Here is a 16,147-nt window from a genome sequence, read left to right on the forward strand (position 1 = left end):
CGCTGCCGCGTCCACCGCAAGCCCGGCTCGCGAACATGACGACCACAAGATCGCCCCTCAAGGATGAGCCGGGATGCACGACACATACGTAGTTTCCGAATTTCGGTAAAGCGGAATATTTTTGTGAGAGCGGATTGACACGGGGGCGACACAGGCGCGGTCCCGTAGCCCGGATGAAGCGAAGCGTGATCCGGGAAGGTGCCGGACGCAGCGCGAGCAGCCCCCGGATCACGCTTCCGCTCCATCCGGGCACCGGGGCTTCGCCGCCCTATATCATCTGCCTTGCGCAAAAAAACACCCGGCGGTTTCCCGCCGGGTGTTCGTTCATGTGTTTCGATAGATTTTACCAGTTGCGCTGAGCGCGGAGGATCATGGCGACCGAGTCCTGATCCTTCAGCTCGTAGGCCGCGGTTGGCTTGGCGGTCGCGACGCTCGGGGAGGCGCCAACCGTACCAGAATACTTCTGGTCGAGATGGGTCCAGGACACGTCCGCCGAGAAGGTCAGGTTCTTGACCGGGGTCCACCGGGTGACGACACCTAGCTGGCCGATCGCGAAGTCAGGGTTGCAACCCGTCACACCTGCCAGGGCTCCGAACACACCGGCGCCGCCGCCGGCGCCGCAGATGGTGGTCTTGGCCAGCGTGCCGAACTGGGCCTGAGCGTAAGCACCGTACAGCGAGGAGTTCCAGTTGGGATCCCAGTTGTGGGTGTAAGCGCCACGGAAGCCCCACGTCTTGACGGTTTCCTGCGAGCTACCGGTCACGTACACCGTGTCAGGAGCATTGGCGAAGCCAACGCTCTGGTAGGCAACACCCGAGCTACCGAACAGCGAGTAGCTGCTGCCCGACAGGTTCTGGAAGTTGTAGCGGGTCGCGCCGTCGGTGTAGACGCCCTGGATGTTGATCGTGTCACCCGCGCCGGTCGGGATGTTCTTGATCGACAAAGCGAGCTGAACCGCCCAACCCCATTTGTCGTCGGGATGGCCGGTGGCTTCGGTCGCGCCGTAATAGGCGACATGGTTGTCATGCGCAGCCACTGACGCCTGGAAGAGACCCCAGGCCTGATCGACACGCACCTGACCGACGAGGTTCGGCGAACGCGAGCCGCCGAGGGCGTTGGTGCCGTATGAGCCGCCGATGATGCCACCTGCGGTCGCGCCGGTCATGTTGAGGTTGCCGGCCTGATAGTAGGCCGTCGCATCTTCAGCGGAGAACGATGCCGTGACGCCCTGGCCGAAGTCGGCGGTGTAGGTGAACTGGGTGACGCCGGTAACGGTGCCGCTGCCGCCGACGAGGTTGTCGGTGATGTTGCCGGGATAGTTGGTCCAGGGCGCGTCGAACTGCGACACGGCCTTACCCATCGTGAAGCCGGCGAACTGGATGAAGGCGTAGTATACGCCGAGCGCACCGGCCGAGGTATTGCCGTCGGTCCCATTGACGTTGCCGCTACCCGAACCGACGAGGCCTGTGCCCGCAGCGTTGAGACCGAGCGTACCGCTGTACTGGGTGCCACCCGTTGCCGAACCGGTGCCCGAATAGTTGCCGGTCGTCCAGGTAAAGACGCCGTCGAAGAACGTGCGGACCACGCCGTATTCGGTCGCGGTGCGGGTGTCGATGTTGAGGTCTTCACGAGCGCGGAAGGTGTAGTAGTTCATCAGGCGGTTGCGTGCACCGGCAACACCGCTCTGGTTCGGGTTGAAGTCCGAATTGGTATTGAGGTTCGCATCGGCACGCAGGTAACCACCCAGCTTGATGCAGGTGTCGGTGCCGGGGATGTAGTAGAAACCGGCGCCGTACAGCGAGCAGATCTTCACGTATTCGAACGCCTTGGCCTTCACGGGAAGATCGGCAGCGAACGCCCCGGAGGCGGCCATCAGGCCGGCAGCCGAGCCGAGAAAGAGTGTCTTCGTCAACTTCATCAGTAAACCTCCAGGTCGGTTCAGGGGGCTCGGGTCCTCGGTGGACGCCGCTTTACCCTCTCAATTTTCGTTCAATTCAGGTCCGCACCGAAGGTTCGGACTGAAACGACAGCGAGGTGCCCCTCCGTCGCGGCTTCACATATAGTTTATAAAAACAATGGTCTCAATTTATTGCTTTGATGAATCGACACTTCGGGTCGCGATGTGGCTTGAGGGCAACAGCGCGATCTCACCCCGGAAGATCACTATAGAAAGACCAGAAAAGCCCTCGGGGGGCATCCCGAGGGCTTCTTGGAGGTCTCGCATCGCTGTCCGTCGCGTGGGTCAAGAGCAGCGAAATAGAGTGCGATAGTCGATAATAAAATTAATTGTTCTTTGCAAGTAATAAGTGAGCCTACGATTTCTTCCGCGCGGTATCTCCCCTTTAGTCGGCGCGCGATTTTCGAGACGCTTCCAAGATATCCCATTAAGGATAGGCAAGGGATAAACCGGGAGGGAGCCACATGATCGAGAAGAAACTCGACAGGGCGATTACGGACTTCATCTGGAACGTCGTCGAAATTCATTCCCAGCTGGAGGACATCCACACCAGCTGGGCCGGACTGCTGGGCATTACCGAGCCGCAGTGGCTGATCCTGATGGCCATCACCGAACTGGACCAGGGGCGAGGTGTCGCGGGAATCGACATCGCGAACAAGCTGCGCGTCCACCCCGCCTTCGTCACCAACCAGACCAAGAGTCTCGAAAAGGGCGGCTTCCTGTCGCGACGGCCGGCCGCAGAAGACGCACGCTACGTCCTGATGTCGCTGACGGCGAAAGCAACGACGGAGATCGAAAAACTGTCGAAGAGAAAGCTCGCCTTGAACTCGACCATGTTCAACGAGCTCGACGAGAAGACCTTGGCCGACCTGAATGCCGCGCTCGCAACGATTGCCAAGAATGCCCGGCTGGCCGCACGGTTGCTGGCCATCGACGCTTCCTGACTCCCTGACGTCAGGCGCGGAACGCGCGCCTCGATTCATCCCCAATCTCTCCTCGCCTTCCCAATCTTTTCTCGCCTTCCCCCAATCTCTTGGCGCCTTAGAGGTAGGTCACGGAATCCAGCTGGCGGGCAATTCCAAGTTTGCTGTCGAGCCATTCGAAAATGAAATCGTCCACCGCGATGAATTCTCGACCTCGCCCAGAGGGTGCGGAATGCAGTTCGGCACGACGGTCGCGCAATCGGCTCCGGCCTGCCGATAGCCGGCTTGCAGTTCGAGAGCATCCTCCTCCCAAACCATTGAGCGGCTGCCGACGACCATCAGAAGCGGGCAAGGTATCCGACACAACGGCAGCAACGAACCCGTCGAGGGCCCGTCACGGACCGCCTGCTCGACGCCGATCATCCAGCGCAGCGATGCCCGGCGCATGACCGGCGTCGCAATGCCGCCGTCGCACACGGCGGCAGCCATTCTGCGATCCACGAGGGCAAGACGGGATGCGTGACTGGCGGCCGCCCCCTCGCCGTAGACCGCGATCTGCTGCGAATCGACGTCCGGACGAGCTTCCAGGTAATCCAGCCAGCATTGAAGAATATGCGCCGGCTTGAAGGGGCTACGACCGGATGAATCGCCGGCATCAACGAGCAGGAGTGACACGTTCCGTCGCCCTGAAGCCGGCAACAGCCTGCTCATCATCGAGCCGAGGGTGATGTCCTCGTCGCTGACGCAGATAACCGCGGGTGCGAAAGACCGATCGGGGAACGCCGGCAGAAAGTAGCCCGCAAGCGAGCCTTGATCAAAGCAGTCGATCTCCACACGCTCGATCGCCGAACCGGCGTCCGCCTCGAAGCCCCTCAGGCAGAGTCTGACCTTGTCTACGAGGTCGGTACCCCCGGGATCTCCGGGCCAAGACAGGTTCCTCGCGACTTCAAGGGCCGTCAGCGAGCACAGCCACGCTTCCCGCGCGATCTGAGCTGAACTGGTTACGCGCGCCGATTCGGCGAATATCCGGTACTCGCCTGAGATCCTCAACCACTCCGAAATCCACCGATGCCTGTGCGCCTCGCGCACGAGTTCCGCGACGGACAAGCTTTCGAAAAAATGGGACGCGCGTTTTCGCAAGCACGCCAGGCTTCGACCGGCGCCGTCGCACGTGCCGTGAGGCCAATGATCATCTTCCATGCCCGTCCCCGAACGGCGCGTCGGCGGTTGCTTGGACTCGGCGCAGCGCTGTCAGCGCAACGCCCTGCATGTCTGCTCGAGGCGATGTCATGCGTGCGTGATCGCGCTTGCGTCTGCCGTCCCGATGATCGTTCCGTTTTCCCTTCGCGGGCGGGGGCACTGGACCGGACGGACTACAGTCCGAACGAACCGGTCGCAAAACAAGTCGCACGCCGACTCCAACTCAATCGTCACGTCTCAGCTCCGTTGCTGATACACAGTTTAGGCCCCGCACCACTCTGCCATTTTTTGCTGTCCCGCGTTTGCAGTTTTTTGTTGCGGTGGACGACTAAAATTGGAGCTCATTTAACGGGGGAGAAGGCTCGCCTGTGTCGGCATCCATCATGATTCCTCATGACGCCGATCCGGCGCGCCACCAATCACGCCAGCGATAAAAATGCGGCGGGTTACCGCCTGATCGATGCCGATGGCCTTCGCCAAAGGGCTTTCCGCTAGTCAATGTCGCAGGAAAACCGGCGCGACAAAATCCTCGAAGTCGCTCATCCGCACCCGGCGCGCGAGACGTGACGAGGTATGATCGCGTTCTGGGAGAGCCTGGGCGATCGAGATGTGCAACATTTCTTACTTCGGTAAGCCAGTTATTTGAGCAACTCAACGACCCTGCACAACCGCCGCCGGTTTGGCGTCGTCTTGCTTTCGGCGTCAAGCAACACGCCGGGCCGCCCGCTGATCCGCGCCTTGTATCCATTATCCCAGTTGCCATCCGCACGCACTTTGCCTTACATGCCCGCCAAACTCGCCCGCGGATGACGGCCGGGTCTTAAAAATCACAAATTGTCAAAGGGACGAGACATGGCGCGTAACATCCTGATTCTCGGGGCTTCCTACGGTTCCCTGCTGGGCACGAAGCTGCTGATGGCGGGGCACAACGTGACCCTGGTCTGCCGCGCCAAGACCGCGGAGATGATCAACCGCGAGGGGACCGAGGTGCGCATCAAGTTGCGTGACGAGGCGGTTCACCGCGCCATCTTCTCGCGCGACCTGCCCGGCAAGCTCGACGCCGTGACGCCGGCCAATGTGGACCTGTCCCGTTACGACATGGTCGGCCTTGCAATGCAGGAGCCGCAATACACCAACCACACGGTGCGCGTTCTCATGGTCAGGATCGCCGCGGCGAAGCTGCCGTGCCTCTCGATCATGAACATGCCGCCGCTGCCCTATCTGAAGCGGATCCCCTCGCTCGCAGACATGGATCTCGAGGAGGCCTACACCAATGCGCAGGTGTGGGAGCGCTTCGAGCCGGGGCTGGTGACCCTGTGCTCGCCCGACCCGCAGGCATTCCGTCCGCCGGAAGAGGCTGCGAACGTGCTGCACGTCGGTCTGCCCACGAATTTCAAGGCATCCGTGTTCGCCGACGAGAAGCACAACAAGGTGCTGCGCGAGCTCGAAGCCGACATCGACGCGGTGACCCTCGACGGCCACGACGTGCCGGTGAAGCTGAAGGTGTTCGATTCCCTGTTCGTGCCGCTGGCCAAATGGTCGATGCTGCTGACTGGCAACTACCGCTGCATCACGCCGCACGAGCCGCAGTCGATCCGCGATGCCGTGCACGGTGATCTCGCGCGCTCGCAGACGATCTACGAGCATGTCGACGCCATCGCCCGGCGCCTCGGCGCCGATCCGCAGGACCAGGTGCCGTTCGCGAAATACGCCAAGGCTGCCGAGAGCCTGCTGAAGCCGTCATCGGCCGCGCGCGCGGTGGCCGGCGGCGCACCCTTCATCGAGCGCGTCGACCTGCTGGTCAAGCTGATCTCGCATCAGCTCGGCGCGCCCAATGCAGAGATCGACCGCACCGTCGAGACCGTGGACCTGAAGCTCAACGAGAAGATCGTGCAGGGCGGATCGGGCGCGCTGTAACGGGCTTCGCGGACCCCTCATTGACGGGGCGCATGCCGAGCGCACGGCGCAATGGCGGTTTCGCACATCAGCGGGGGAACTCGCGCAAGCGATACCCCAGGATGACGATCCGCAAGCCCCCTATCGGCCCGCACTTCTACGGCAATCGAATCACGCCTGAACTCCGCCGTGGGCAACAACGCATGATTCTCGGCATGGCGCTCGACGCGCCGTGGCCGGATTGATAAGCCCCTGTCCGCGAATGATGGGACTTGAGTCGGGCATGACGGTTGCGATCGAGATGGGGCAGACCACGGCGGGCGCCGCGGCGGCCATGGACCTCGAGGAACTGCTGGCGACCCGCCTCCTGGTGCAAGGCAATTCGGGTTCCGGAAAATCACATCTGCTGCGGCGGCTGCTGGAGCAGAGCGCGCCCTGGGTGCAGCAGGCCATCATCGATCCCGAAGGCGATTTCGTCTCCCTGGCGGAGCATTTCGGCCATCTCGTGATCGAGGCCGAGGATCACACCGAACGCGGCCTTCAGGTTGCCGGCGAGCGCGCGCGGCTGCATCGCGTCTCCACCGTGCTCAACCTCGAAGGGCTCGATGCCGAGAACCAGATGCGCCGCGCCGCGGCCTTCCTCGGCGGACTGTTCGACGTGGACCGCGACCATTGGTACCCGATGCTGGTGGTGGTCGACGAGGCGCAGCTGTTTGCGCCTGCGGTCGCGGGCGAAGTCTCTGACGAAGCGCGAAAGCTTTCGCTCGGCGCGATGACCAATCTGATGTGCCGCGGCCGCAAGCGCGGGCTTGCCGGGATCATCGCGACCCAGCGGCTGGCGAAGCTCGCCAAAAACGTCGCGGCGGAAGCGTCCAACTTCCTGATGGGCCGCACTTTCCTCGACATCGACATGGCGCGCGCCGCCGACCTGCTCGGCATGGAGCGGCGGCAGGCCGAATCGTTTCGCGATCTCGAACGCGGACAATTCATGGCGCTCGGCCCCGCGCTGTCGCGACGCCCCCTGCGTTTGAATATCGGCGCAACCGAAACCCAGCCGCGCAATTCCACGCCGCGGCTGATGCCGATGCCCGAAACCTCACTCGAGAATATGCGCGCCGTGATCCTGGCCGCGCCGCCGCCCGATGCCAGCCGGCCGCAGCGCCGGCCCGCGCCCGATCTGCTCGAGCAGCTCCGCGCCGCGAAGGCTGCGGCACCGGAGATCGGCCCCGAAATAATCGAGGTCCCGATTAGTGCCGAAGAGCTTGCCGAACGGCGCGAACGCGTGGATCGGACCCTTCGTGCCGTGCTCGCCGCGCCCGACGCCGGTTTCCGCGCGGTCGGCGTGCTGTACCAGGAGTTCGTGGTTCGCTGCCGCATCGAGGGACTCGGCTCGGCGGTGCCCGACCTCACCGAATTCCGCCGCATGCTGACACGCGCACGCGCCGGGCTCGGCGCCGAGCATGCCGAGGACGACGCCTGGCAGGACGTGTCGCTGCGCGCCTCGATCCTGCCCGACGACATGCAAGGCGTGTTCATGATGATCGCGCGCGCGGCGAAAGAAGGCTGGCCCTGCCCCGGCGACGCCGCGATCGCCCGCGCCTACGGCTCGCATTCGCTGCGCCGGGCTCAGCGCCTGCTCGGCTACATGGAAGAGCAGGGCCTGATCGTCTGCCAGCTCGACGGCGCCGGCCGCAGGTTCGTGACGCTGGTGGAATTGGCGTGGGCCACCGCGCCGGGCGATCCCAATGCCGACGACCTGCCGGCGGAGAGCGCAGCTTCGGCTTGAGCCCACGATTGACTCACGCTGTCTCGGTAGCATCGGCGCCCACCAGCACATCGGGCGTGCGCCGCCGCTCGAGCGCGAATAGCCTGCGATAGAGCATGACCGAAACCAGCCATGCAATCGCGAATAGCGCGACCACGGCGAAGCCGACGTTCGCGAGTGAATCGTTGAGGCCGTCGACCAGCGTCCACACACCGCCAGACAGGCCGAGCCGATCCCCGATCAGGCCAAGCGCCTCAATGCCGCCGATGAACAGCGCCACCGCGACCGAGGCACCGGTGATCGTGAGGTTGTACCAGAGCTTCCGTAAGGGATCGACGAAGGCCCAACGATAAGCGCTGACCATCAGCGCGGAATCGGCGGTATCGACCAGCGCCATGCCTGATGCGAACAGCGCGGGAAAGACCATGACGTCGGCCAGCGATGCACCAAGCGCGTATTCGCTGGCGGAGATGCTGAGCAGGCCGATCTCGGTGGCGGTGTCGAAGCCGAGGCCGAACAGGAAGCCGAGCGGGTACATATGCGCCGGCTTGGTCACCAGGCGGAACATCGGGCCGAGCAGCCGCGCCAGCAATCCGCGGCTGGCGAGCAGCGCATCAAGCTGCGCGGCGTCGTGAATGCCTTGCGCGCGCGCGATCCGGAACGTCCGCCACAGGCCGGCGAAGATGACCAGGTTGATGGCCGCGATCACCAGCAGGAACAGCGCCGACACCGACGTGCCGATGAAGCCGCCGACGTCCTTGAGCAGGCTGTCGCCGCCAAGGCTCACCAAGCCCAGCGCGAGCAGCATGGTCGCGACCACAACCACGGTGGAATGACCAAGCGCGAAATAGAGACCAACGCTGCGCGGCGCATCGCCGGCCTGCATCAGCTTGCGCACGACGTTGTCGATGGCCGCGATGTGGTCGGCATCGACGGCGTGGCGCAGGCCGAACACCCAGGCAAGCAGCGCGGTCGCCATCACCGTCGGCCGGTCACCGAACGCCGCGAACGCCCAAGCCCACGCCGCGATGTTGGCCGCGATCAACCCGCCGAACAGCAGCATCATTCCGGGATCGACCGCCCGCAAAGATAATTTCGTCACGCCAATCATTCCGTCCGCTGCACGACCCATCGCACGAGCGGTATGATCTTTTCATAAGGTGGTCATACTGACCAGTGCAATCCCGGAGGGGCGGCACGGTTCTGCAGCAGTGCTTGCGGCGTCCTTCGGGACGCCCGCTGCGCGGGCTCCTTTAGGATGAGGTCTTGCTTCGCCGCGAGGTTGCCAGACCCTCATGGTGAGGCGCCCGCCGAGGGCGGGCGTCTCGAACCAGCAGGCCGAGATGGCGCTACGCCGCCTCGGAGCCGCCGAGATAGGCATCGCGGATGCGGGGATCGTCCTTCAGCGCGCGGGCGGAGCCGGAGAGAACGATCTTGCCGGTCTGGAGCACATAGGCCTCGTGCGCGATCTCGAGCGCGAGGCTGGCGTTCTGCTCGACCATGAAGACCGAGACGCCCTCCTGGTTGATGGTGCGGATCAGCTCCAGCACGCGGTCGACGTAAAGCGGCGACAGGCCCATGGTCGGCTCGTCCATCACGATCATCCGGGGACGGCTCATCAGCGCCCGCGCCATCGCGACCATCTGCTGCTCGCCGCCCGAGAGCGAGCCGGCGCGCTGCGACAGCCGTTGGCCGAGCTTCGGGAACAGCGTGAGCATCTTGTCGAGATCCTGCGCGATCGCCTCGCGGTCGTCGCGCACGAAGGCGCCCATCAAAATGTTCTCGCGGACGCTCATGTCGGCGAACAGCCGCCGTGCCTCCGGCACCGAGGCGATGCCGCGGCGGACGATCTGCGGCGTGGTAAGTCCCAGTAGCGAAGTGCCGTCGAACGTCACGTCGCCCGAGCGCGGCTTCACGAGGCCTAGAATGATCTTCATCGTGGTCGATTTGCCGCTGGCATTGCCGCCGAGCAGGCAGACGATGTGGCCGCGCGGAACTGATATCGACAGGTCGAAATGCACCTGGGCCTGACCATAGAAGGTATTGACGTCGGTGATCGCGAGCAGCGCATCGGGAGGCGGGTTCGTCATGCCGCGCTCTCCTGCTTCGTCGTCAGGCCGTGGCCGAGATAGGCCTCGATCACCTTGGGATCACCGCGCACCGCTTCGCCCGGGCCTTCCGCGATTTTCTTGCCCTCGTCCATGACGATGACGCGATCGGAGAGGCGCATCACCATTTCGAGCTTGTGCTCGATCAGCACGATCGTCAGCCCTTCGGCTTTCAGCTCGGCGACGAGCCCCTGCATCTCCGTGGTCTCGGTCGGATTCATGCCGGCGGTCGGCTCGTCCAGCAGCAGCAGGCGCGGCTTCAAGGCGAGCGCGCGCGCGATCTCGACGCGGCGGCGGTTGGCGTAAGAGAGGCTGTAGGCCGGCTGGTCGATACGCGGCAGCAACCGCTCGCCGAAGCGCGCGAGAATGACCTTCACCTCCTCGCGCAGCCGCTCTTCCTCCGCCTTGACGCTGGCGGGGCGCAGCAGCGCCAGACCCAATTCCAGCAGCGGGCCGATCACCGGCACTGCCGGTTTCACCGCGCGCAAGCGCGTATGCGCACCGATCAGGACGTTGTCCATCACGCTGAGATTGCCGAAGACGCGGCCGAGCTGGAACGTCCGCGCGATGCCTCCGGCCGCCAGGCGTTCCGGCGAGAAACCTGTGATGTCCTGACCTTCGAAGCGAACCGTCCCGGCGTCCGGAAGGTCAAGCCCGGTCACGAGATTGAACAGCGTTGTCTTGCCCGCCCCGTTCGGGCCGATGATGCTGATCAGCTCGCCTTTGGCGAGATCGAGATCGATGGCGTCGACGGCGGTGAGGCCGCCGAAGCGCCGCGTGAGCCCGCGCAGGGACAGCATCGCCGTGTGTGCGTCCATCATCACACCGTCCCCAAAAGGCCCTGCGGCCTGAACCGCACCAGCAGCAGCAGCACGATGCCGTAGATCAGGATGCGATACTCCGCCGCGATGCGGAACACTTCCGGCAGGCCGACCAGCGCGACCGCCCCGAGAATCGCCCCGACGACATTGCCGAGACCGCCGAGGATGACGACGGTCAGCGCCAGGATGGATTGTTGCGTGTTGAAGGTCTCGTGGTTGATATAGGAATAGAGATGCGCGGCGATGCCGCCGCTGACCCCCGCGGCAAAGCCGCCGAAGATGAAGGCCAGCGATTTGTAGCGATTCAGGCTGAGGCCATAGGCCCGCGCGGCGATGTCGTCGTCGCGGATGGCGCGAAAGCTGCGGCCGAGATGCGAGCCGAGCAGGCGTCCCTGCAGCAGCGCCAGCACGACCATCACGATGAAGCTGAACCAGTAGATCGAAATCGGGCTGACCAGCTCATAGCCAAACAGCGACAGCGGCGGGATGCCGGAGATGCCGATCGGCCCGCGCGTGACGCTCTCCCAATTCAGGATCACCAGCGAGACGATCTCGCCGATCGCGAGCGTCGCGATTGACACATAATGTCCGCGCAGCCGGAACGACGGCGAGATCAGCGCCGTGCCCAGCGCAGCACTCATCAGGCCGCCGCCGATGATGGCAAGGCCGACCGGGACAGCGAACGTGAGCGACAGCAGCGCGGAGGTGTAGGCGCCGATCGCGAGCAGCGCGGCGTGTCCCAGCGAGACCTGACCAATCGTGCCTGCAACCAGGGTGAGGCTCAGCGCGAGCATGCCGAGCAGCCAGGCGTTGATCAGGGTCTGGAGCACGTAGAACGACACGGGCAACAGCGGCAGGATCGCGAAGACGACGGCAGCGATCAGCAGAGCCCAGCGCGGAATCCAGACCGGGCGGCTCGGCGCGATGAAAGTGCCGGTGAGCGGCTCGGGCGGCGCCTGCCGCGCGCTGGCGAACAGACCGTTCGGGCGCAGCACGAGCACCACGACCAGCAGCAGGAACGCGAACAGGTTGCGGTAGCTGGTGCCGAACACGGCAACGCCGTAGCTCTCCACCAATCCCAGCAGCAGGCTGCCGATCACCGCACCCGGCACATTGCCGGCACCGCCGACGACTTCGGCGACGACGCCCTTGAGCGTCGCCTGCAGGCTCATCGCGGTGTCGATCTGGTTATAGTACATACCGACCAGCAGGCCGGAGACGCCGCCGAGCGCAGCCGCAATGCCGAACACGGCCTGATTGACGCGGTTGACGTCGACGCCCATCTGCATCGCGGCGTCGCGGTCCTGCGCGGTGGCACGCACGGCCCAGCCGAGCTTGCTGTAGCGCAGGAACACGAACAGCAGCAACGCGCTGGTGAGGCCGACACCGGCGATGAGCAGATCGAGCGGGCCGATCGTGCCGCCGCCGATCTGGAAGCGGACATCCGGCAACTGGCTCGGCAATGCGCGCGGATTGGGCGAAAAAGTCAGCATCACGAGCTGATCGAGCACGAAGCTGATGCCGATGGTCGCCAGCAGCGGTGCGATGCGCACCGAGTTCTGCAGCGGGCGCAGGCCGAACCGCTCGATGATCAAGCCGACCAGCGCCGCCGCCACCGCGACCAGGATGATGGTGAGCGGCAGTGGCGTATGCAGCTGCACCACCGCGACCCAGCCGATATAGGCGCCGACGAGGTAGATCGATCCTTGCGCAAAGTTGATCAGCCGGCTGACGCCGAAGATCAGCGCGAGCCCGACCGCAACGAGGGCGTAGACGTTACCGACGATCAGCCCGTTGATCGTGTAGTCGAGCCAGGAAGACACGCAGGAGATCCCCTCAGGTCGGCTTGCCGTCCCAGAGGGCGAACTGGCCCTTGCGCACGACGAGCTCCGCATTCATGGCGCCCTTGACGCGCCGGCTCTCGACGTCGAACGTCGCTTTGCCGAAGATCACGCTCGAGACGTCCTTCACTTTCGTGAAGGCATCGCGGATCGCGCGCCGGTCGGCGCCGCCGATCCTCACCACGGCGGCCGCCATGTTCATCGCGTCATAGGCGTAGGCGTTGAACGCGTCGGGCTCCACCCCGTTGTATTTCTTCTTGAAGCCGGCGATGAACGTCTGCACCTCGGGGCGCGGGTCTTCCGGGAAGTAGCGCGTGCCGACATGAACATCCTCGACGGCCTCGCCGCCGAGCTCCAGGAATTTCGGCGAGTAGACCGAGCTCGCGGCGCAGATCACCTGCTTCAGCCCAACCTGGCGCGCCTGGCGCGCGATCAGCGCACCGTCGGAATAATAGGAGATCAGGATCAGCCCGTCAGGATTGGCGTCGCGGACACGCACCAGCGTGGAGCGGAAGTCGCGCTCCTCCGCGATGTAGCCTTCGGTGACGGCGATTTCGGCGCCGTGCTCCTTCGCGGCCTTAACGAAATAGTCGCGGCTGGTACGGCCCCAATCGGTGTTGAGGTGCAGCACGGCGAGCTTCTTCAGGCCGAGGCGCTTGACGGCATAGGCCGCCAGCAGCGGCTGCTCGTCAGCCTGGCTGACCGAGGTGCTCCACATGAAGTCGCCGCCCTTGGTGAAATCGGGATGCGAATTTGTGAATCCGAACTGCACCAGCCCGCCGCGCTGATAGATCGGCGAGGCCGCCATCGAGGCGGGGCTGGAGAAGTCGCCGAGCTCCATGACAATCCTGGGATCGGAGACGAATTTCTGGGCGATCGCCACCGACTGGCGCGGGTCGCTCTGGCTGTCCTCGAAATTATAGGCGAGCTTGCGGCCGTTGATGCCGCCCGCTGCCTCGATCTCGTCGAGCGCGAGATCGAAGCCCTGCTTCCACTGCGTGCCATATTGTGCGTTCGGCCCGGTCAACGGACCACTGACGCCCAGCAAAATCGGTTCGGACGATTGCGCAAGCGCGGCGCGCGAGAAGGCTGCCCCCGCCATCAGGGCGGCAAGCGAGCCCTTGACCAGGGTACGACGATCGATGTTGCTCATGGACGGCTCCATCCTGTCAGGCGTTGAAACAACTAGCAATTTCCATGCCGGTGAGATTGGCTATTTCGAGGGCTCGCCAAGCGACAGCATCAGCCGGTTCGCCCAGTTGAAGAACGACGCGCCGTTGATGACGTCGACGATCTCGGCATCGTCGAGACCGGCGCGGCGCAGCTCATCGATATTGTCGGGGCTGAACGCGATCGGCGTCGCAGCCAACGCCACCGAGGCCTTGACGACCGCATTCCAGCGCTCGCCGAGATCGGCGCCGACGCCCTCGTCGAGCAGGCGCTGCACATCGTCGCGGCGCTTGGAATAAGTGCTGGCGAAACGCGCATGCACGGAGGCGCAGTAGATGCAGCCGTTGTAGCGCGAGGTCGCAGCCGCCGCGAGCTCGCGCTCGGCGCGCGGCAGGCCGTCGGCGACGTTGTAGAAGATGTCCTTGTCCGTCTTGGTGCGGGCTTCCAGCACCTCGGGGTCGCGCACCAGCAGGCGGAAATACTCGGACTTGGAACGGGAGCGATCGACGAGGCCCGCGAAATGCCGCTCGGTCAGCTCGGCTTCGAGCAGCGGGTCGATCCAGGACACCCAGCCCAGTTCGTCCTGGGTGAAGACGACGGGCGGATTGGCATTGTTTGCAGCGCTCATGATGCAGCCTCCTTACGCGCCGGCCGCGGCGTTCGTGGTGCGCCCGAGCGAGGCACCGAGCACGCGCAGTCCGGTGACGACGCGCACCTGGAACGACAGGAACGCAACGAGCTGAGAGAACGTGACGATTCCGGTGTTCGACCAACCGGCGGCGAGCAGAGCCTTCATGTCGGCGGCGGCCGCATCGCGCGGGCGGAACACCAGCAGATGCGCATGTTCGAACGCCGCAGCGAGCCGGTCCCCGAGATCGGGCTTGCGCTCCGCGCTGACGCGGTAGATCAAGCCGGCCTTGTTTTCGACAGACAGGGGGCCGGTTGGAAAGGCACCGTAGGGGCCCGAGGTCTCGCTCCGCGCGATTTCGACATCGACAGCTTCGACCAGGCGCGCGCCATCGGCGGTCGCAGCTAACTTCGCCCGATAGAAGCCGGCCATCGTGGGCTCGCGGTGAAGCCCGATCACGAAGAGCGCGACCGCGGCGCGCTCCACCAGCGAGACATCGCCGGCGTCGATCGGCTCGAACAGCGAGAGATAGCTCTTCTGCGCATTGTCGCGCGCCTGGATGCGCTTGGCCCGAATGCCGTCCAGAGCCGAACCCGGTTCGATCCCGGCGAGCGTGTCGATGATATCTTTCGTAGCCATCATTCAGCCTCTTGCAACCTCATTCCGACTAACCCGCCAGCGCCACGTCGGGCGCCGTCCGCGCCCAGCCCAGCGCCGGCGCGACCTTCTCCGCCACCAGCTCGATCGAGCGCAGGATATGGGGATGCGGGGCATCGACCGAATGCGCCTGGAAGACGAGATCGGTCACCCGCTCCAGCGTGGCGTCGGCGCGGAGCGAAGCGATGACGTCGTCGGCCGCGCCGACATGGGTGTCGAACGCCGCGATCATCTCCTCGAGCGTTTCGCCTGGCTTGGCGTGGCCGCCCTTGAGGAATTGCGGGAGCGCGCGCCGCAGGCCGATATCGGCAAGACGCATCGCCTCAGTCCGGTCGTCGGCAACGAAGACGGTGCGCGAGGCCATGATGCGGGGCTCCCGTCCCGGCGGCAGCGCCTCGAGATAGGCATCGATCACCGGATTCTGAATCTCGGCGAGCGTTGCCTTCGGCGCCTCCTTGGTTCGAGGCTGGGTGCGCGACAGCAACAGGCCATCGCCTGCCTTGCCGGCACGCGCGCCGCCCGCGACAGAGAACGTCGCCTGCCAGATCCTGTCGTCCAATTGCGGCCGCTGCGGATAGAGCGTGTCACCACCTTCGAGCGGCTTGCCCACCAGCGCGGTGCGGACGACGTCCAGATTGCGCGCAAAGATCTCGTTGCGCTGGGCGCTGTCGAGGCCGAAGGCGGCAAAGGCCGAGGGATTGCCGCCGGTGCCGACACCGAGTTCGAAGCGACCGTTGCAGAGCAGGTCGAGCACCGCGGCGTCTTCCGCCACCCTCACCGCATTCTCCAGCGGCAAGGTGACGATGCCGGTGCCGAGCCGGATGCGCGAGGTTTGGGCTGCGACGTAACCGAGGAAAGTAAAGGGCGACGGCAGGCCGCCCTCGCGCTCGTGGAAATGATGCTGCGCGATCCACGCGGAATCGAGGCCCGCCTTCTCGGCGCGCACGATCTGCTCGGCCGCGAAGCGATATCGGTCGGCCGGCGGGGCCTCGTCGAGAAGCCGCGTGAAAAACCCCAGACGTTTCAGGTTTGCTAAGCGTTTCATACGACCCCTGTCGGACGAGGATGGGCCCCGATGATGTCGGTTGCCGCAGCTCCAGACAAGCGGGCATTGCGCAGGGCTCGTACGCAAGCCTGCCCGCCGGGATCGCCCTGAGCTGAACTTTGGCTGGGCAGACTGC

At 64.6% G+C, this 16,147-nt stretch carries 14 protein-coding genes; 4 read left to right on the top strand and 10 right to left on the bottom strand.

All coding sequences use genetic code 11. The features are described 5' to 3' along the window. Positions 1 to 343: 343 nt before the first annotated feature. Positions 344 to 1,918, bottom strand: coding sequence for a porin (locus tag AC0L23_RS36895; protein WP_085394207.1), 1,575 nt, complete (start codon positions 1,916 to 1,918; stop codon positions 344 to 346). Between the two features lie 503 nt (positions 1,919 to 2,421). Between AC0L23_RS36895 and AC0L23_RS36900 the strand changes: the two genes are divergently transcribed. After that, positions 2,422 to 2,901 (top strand): MarR family winged helix-turn-helix transcriptional regulator, encoded by a 480-nt coding sequence (locus tag AC0L23_RS36900; protein WP_085357570.1) that lies wholly within the window; start codon positions 2,422 to 2,424, stop codon positions 2,899 to 2,901. Positions 2,902 to 3,009: 108 nt separating this feature from the next. Here AC0L23_RS36900 and AC0L23_RS36905 read toward each other — a convergent pair whose 3' ends face one another. Continuing rightward, positions 3,010 to 4,080: an alpha/beta hydrolase family protein gene (locus AC0L23_RS36905; protein WP_473358172.1), complete on the bottom strand. Its 1,071-nt coding sequence runs from the start codon at positions 4,078 to 4,080 to the stop codon at positions 3,010 to 3,012. A gap of 852 nt (positions 4,081 to 4,932) precedes the next feature. Here AC0L23_RS36905 and AC0L23_RS36910 point away from each other — a divergent pair. From AC0L23_RS36910 to AC0L23_RS36920, 3 genes are all read left to right on the top strand, one after another. Next, the gene (locus AC0L23_RS36910) at positions 4,933 to 5,997 is read left to right on the top strand and encodes a ketopantoate reductase family protein (RefSeq protein ID WP_085394205.1); all 1,065 of its coding nucleotides are present in this window, start codon (positions 4,933 to 4,935) and stop codon (positions 5,995 to 5,997) included. 101 nt (positions 5,998 to 6,098) lie between these two features. Continuing rightward, a complete protein-coding gene (locus AC0L23_RS36915; protein WP_274535530.1) occupies positions 6,099 to 6,221 on the top strand; it encodes a hypothetical protein in 123 nt (40 codons plus the stop codon). Positions 6,222 to 6,259: 38 nt separating this feature from the next. Then, the gene (locus AC0L23_RS36920) at positions 6,260 to 7,762 is read left to right on the top strand and encodes a helicase HerA domain-containing protein (protein ID WP_085357564.1); all 1,503 of its coding nucleotides are present in this window, start codon (positions 6,260 to 6,262) and stop codon (positions 7,760 to 7,762) included. Between the two features lie 13 nt (positions 7,763 to 7,775). Here AC0L23_RS36920 and AC0L23_RS36925 read toward each other — a convergent pair whose 3' ends face one another. From AC0L23_RS36925 to AC0L23_RS36960, 8 genes are all read right to left on the bottom strand, one after another. Beyond that, positions 7,776 to 8,807, bottom strand: coding sequence for a HoxN/HupN/NixA family nickel/cobalt transporter (locus tag AC0L23_RS36925; protein WP_094183266.1), 1,032 nt, complete (start codon positions 8,805 to 8,807; stop codon positions 7,776 to 7,778). Between the two features lie 283 nt (positions 8,808 to 9,090). Next, on the bottom strand, positions 9,091 to 9,831 hold the full coding sequence (locus AC0L23_RS36930; protein WP_085357560.1) for an ABC transporter ATP-binding protein: 741 nt from the start codon (positions 9,829 to 9,831) through the stop codon (positions 9,091 to 9,093). Then, a complete protein-coding gene (locus tag AC0L23_RS36935) occupies positions 9,828 to 10,670 on the bottom strand; it encodes an ABC transporter ATP-binding protein (RefSeq protein ID WP_162496263.1) in 843 nt (280 codons plus the stop codon). The genes AC0L23_RS36930 and AC0L23_RS36935 overlap by 4 nt, the downstream gene beginning before the upstream one ends. Then, entirely contained in the window at positions 10,670 to 12,493 is a 1,824-nt protein-coding gene (locus AC0L23_RS36940; protein ID WP_204512172.1) for an ABC transporter permease, read from the bottom strand. Before AC0L23_RS36940 ends, AC0L23_RS36935 begins: the two co-directional genes overlap by 1 nt. A 13-nt stretch (positions 12,494 to 12,506) precedes the next feature. Next, a complete protein-coding gene (locus tag AC0L23_RS36945) occupies positions 12,507 to 13,664 on the bottom strand; it encodes an ABC transporter substrate-binding protein (RefSeq protein WP_026232631.1) in 1,158 nt (385 codons plus the stop codon). A gap of 60 nt (positions 13,665 to 13,724) precedes the next feature. Then, complete coding sequence (locus tag AC0L23_RS36950) at positions 13,725 to 14,309, bottom strand: alkylhydroperoxidase domain protein (RefSeq protein ID WP_085348494.1); 585 nt, start codon at positions 14,307 to 14,309, stop codon at positions 13,725 to 13,727. 12 nt (positions 14,310 to 14,321) lie between these two features. Next, on the bottom strand, positions 14,322 to 14,948 hold the full coding sequence (locus tag AC0L23_RS36955; protein WP_162496264.1) for a CMD domain protein: 627 nt from the start codon (positions 14,946 to 14,948) through the stop codon (positions 14,322 to 14,324). A 28-nt stretch (positions 14,949 to 14,976) separates the two neighbouring features. Continuing rightward, positions 14,977 to 16,011: a putative FMN-dependent luciferase-like monooxygenase gene (locus AC0L23_RS36960; protein WP_085357552.1), complete on the bottom strand. Its 1,035-nt coding sequence runs from the start codon at positions 16,009 to 16,011 to the stop codon at positions 14,977 to 14,979. Positions 16,012 to 16,147 lie beyond the last annotated feature (136 nt).

The organism is Bradyrhizobium sp. MI1.4 (assembly GCF_055811315.1).

Bases quoted from the DNA above. Each gene is read 5' to 3' on its own strand.
- AC0L23_RS36905 (WP_473358172.1), bottom strand. From the start codon at position 4,080: ATGGAAGATGATCATTGGCCTCACGGCACGTGCGACGGCGCCGGTCGA.
- AC0L23_RS36910 (WP_085394205.1), top strand. From the start codon at position 4,933: ATGGCGCGTAACATCCTGATTCTCGGGGCTTCCTACGGTTCCCTGCTG.
- AC0L23_RS36950 (WP_085348494.1), bottom strand. From the start codon at position 14,309: ATGAGCGCTGCAAACAATGCCAATCCGCCCGTCGTCTTCACCCAGGAC.
- AC0L23_RS36895 (WP_085394207.1), bottom strand. From the start codon at position 1,918: ATGAAGTTGACGAAGACACTCTTTCTCGGCTCGGCTGCCGGCCTGATG.
- AC0L23_RS36915 (WP_274535530.1), top strand. From the start codon at position 6,099: ATGACGATCCGCAAGCCCCCTATCGGCCCGCACTTCTACGGCAATCGA.
- AC0L23_RS36900 (WP_085357570.1), top strand. From the start codon at position 2,422: ATGATCGAGAAGAAACTCGACAGGGCGATTACGGACTTCATCTGGAAC.
- AC0L23_RS36930 (WP_085357560.1), bottom strand. From the start codon at position 9,831: ATGACGAACCCGCCTCCCGATGCGCTGCTCGCGATCACCGACGTCAAT.
- AC0L23_RS36925 (WP_094183266.1), bottom strand. From the start codon at position 8,807: ATGATGCTGCTGTTCGGCGGGTTGATCGCGGCCAACATCGCGGCGTGG.
- AC0L23_RS36935 (WP_162496263.1), bottom strand. From the start codon at position 10,670: ATGATGGACGCACACACGGCGATGCTGTCCCTGCGCGGGCTCACGCGG.
- AC0L23_RS36955 (WP_162496264.1), bottom strand. From the start codon at position 14,948: ATGGCTACGAAAGATATCATCGACACGCTCGCCGGGATCGAACCGGGT.
- AC0L23_RS36920 (WP_085357564.1), top strand. From the start codon at position 6,260: ATGACGGTTGCGATCGAGATGGGGCAGACCACGGCGGGCGCCGCGGCG.
- AC0L23_RS36945 (WP_026232631.1), bottom strand. From the start codon at position 13,664: ATGAGCAACATCGATCGTCGTACCCTGGTCAAGGGCTCGCTTGCCGCC.
- AC0L23_RS36960 (WP_085357552.1), bottom strand. From the start codon at position 16,011: ATGAAACGCTTAGCAAACCTGAAACGTCTGGGGTTTTTCACGCGGCTT.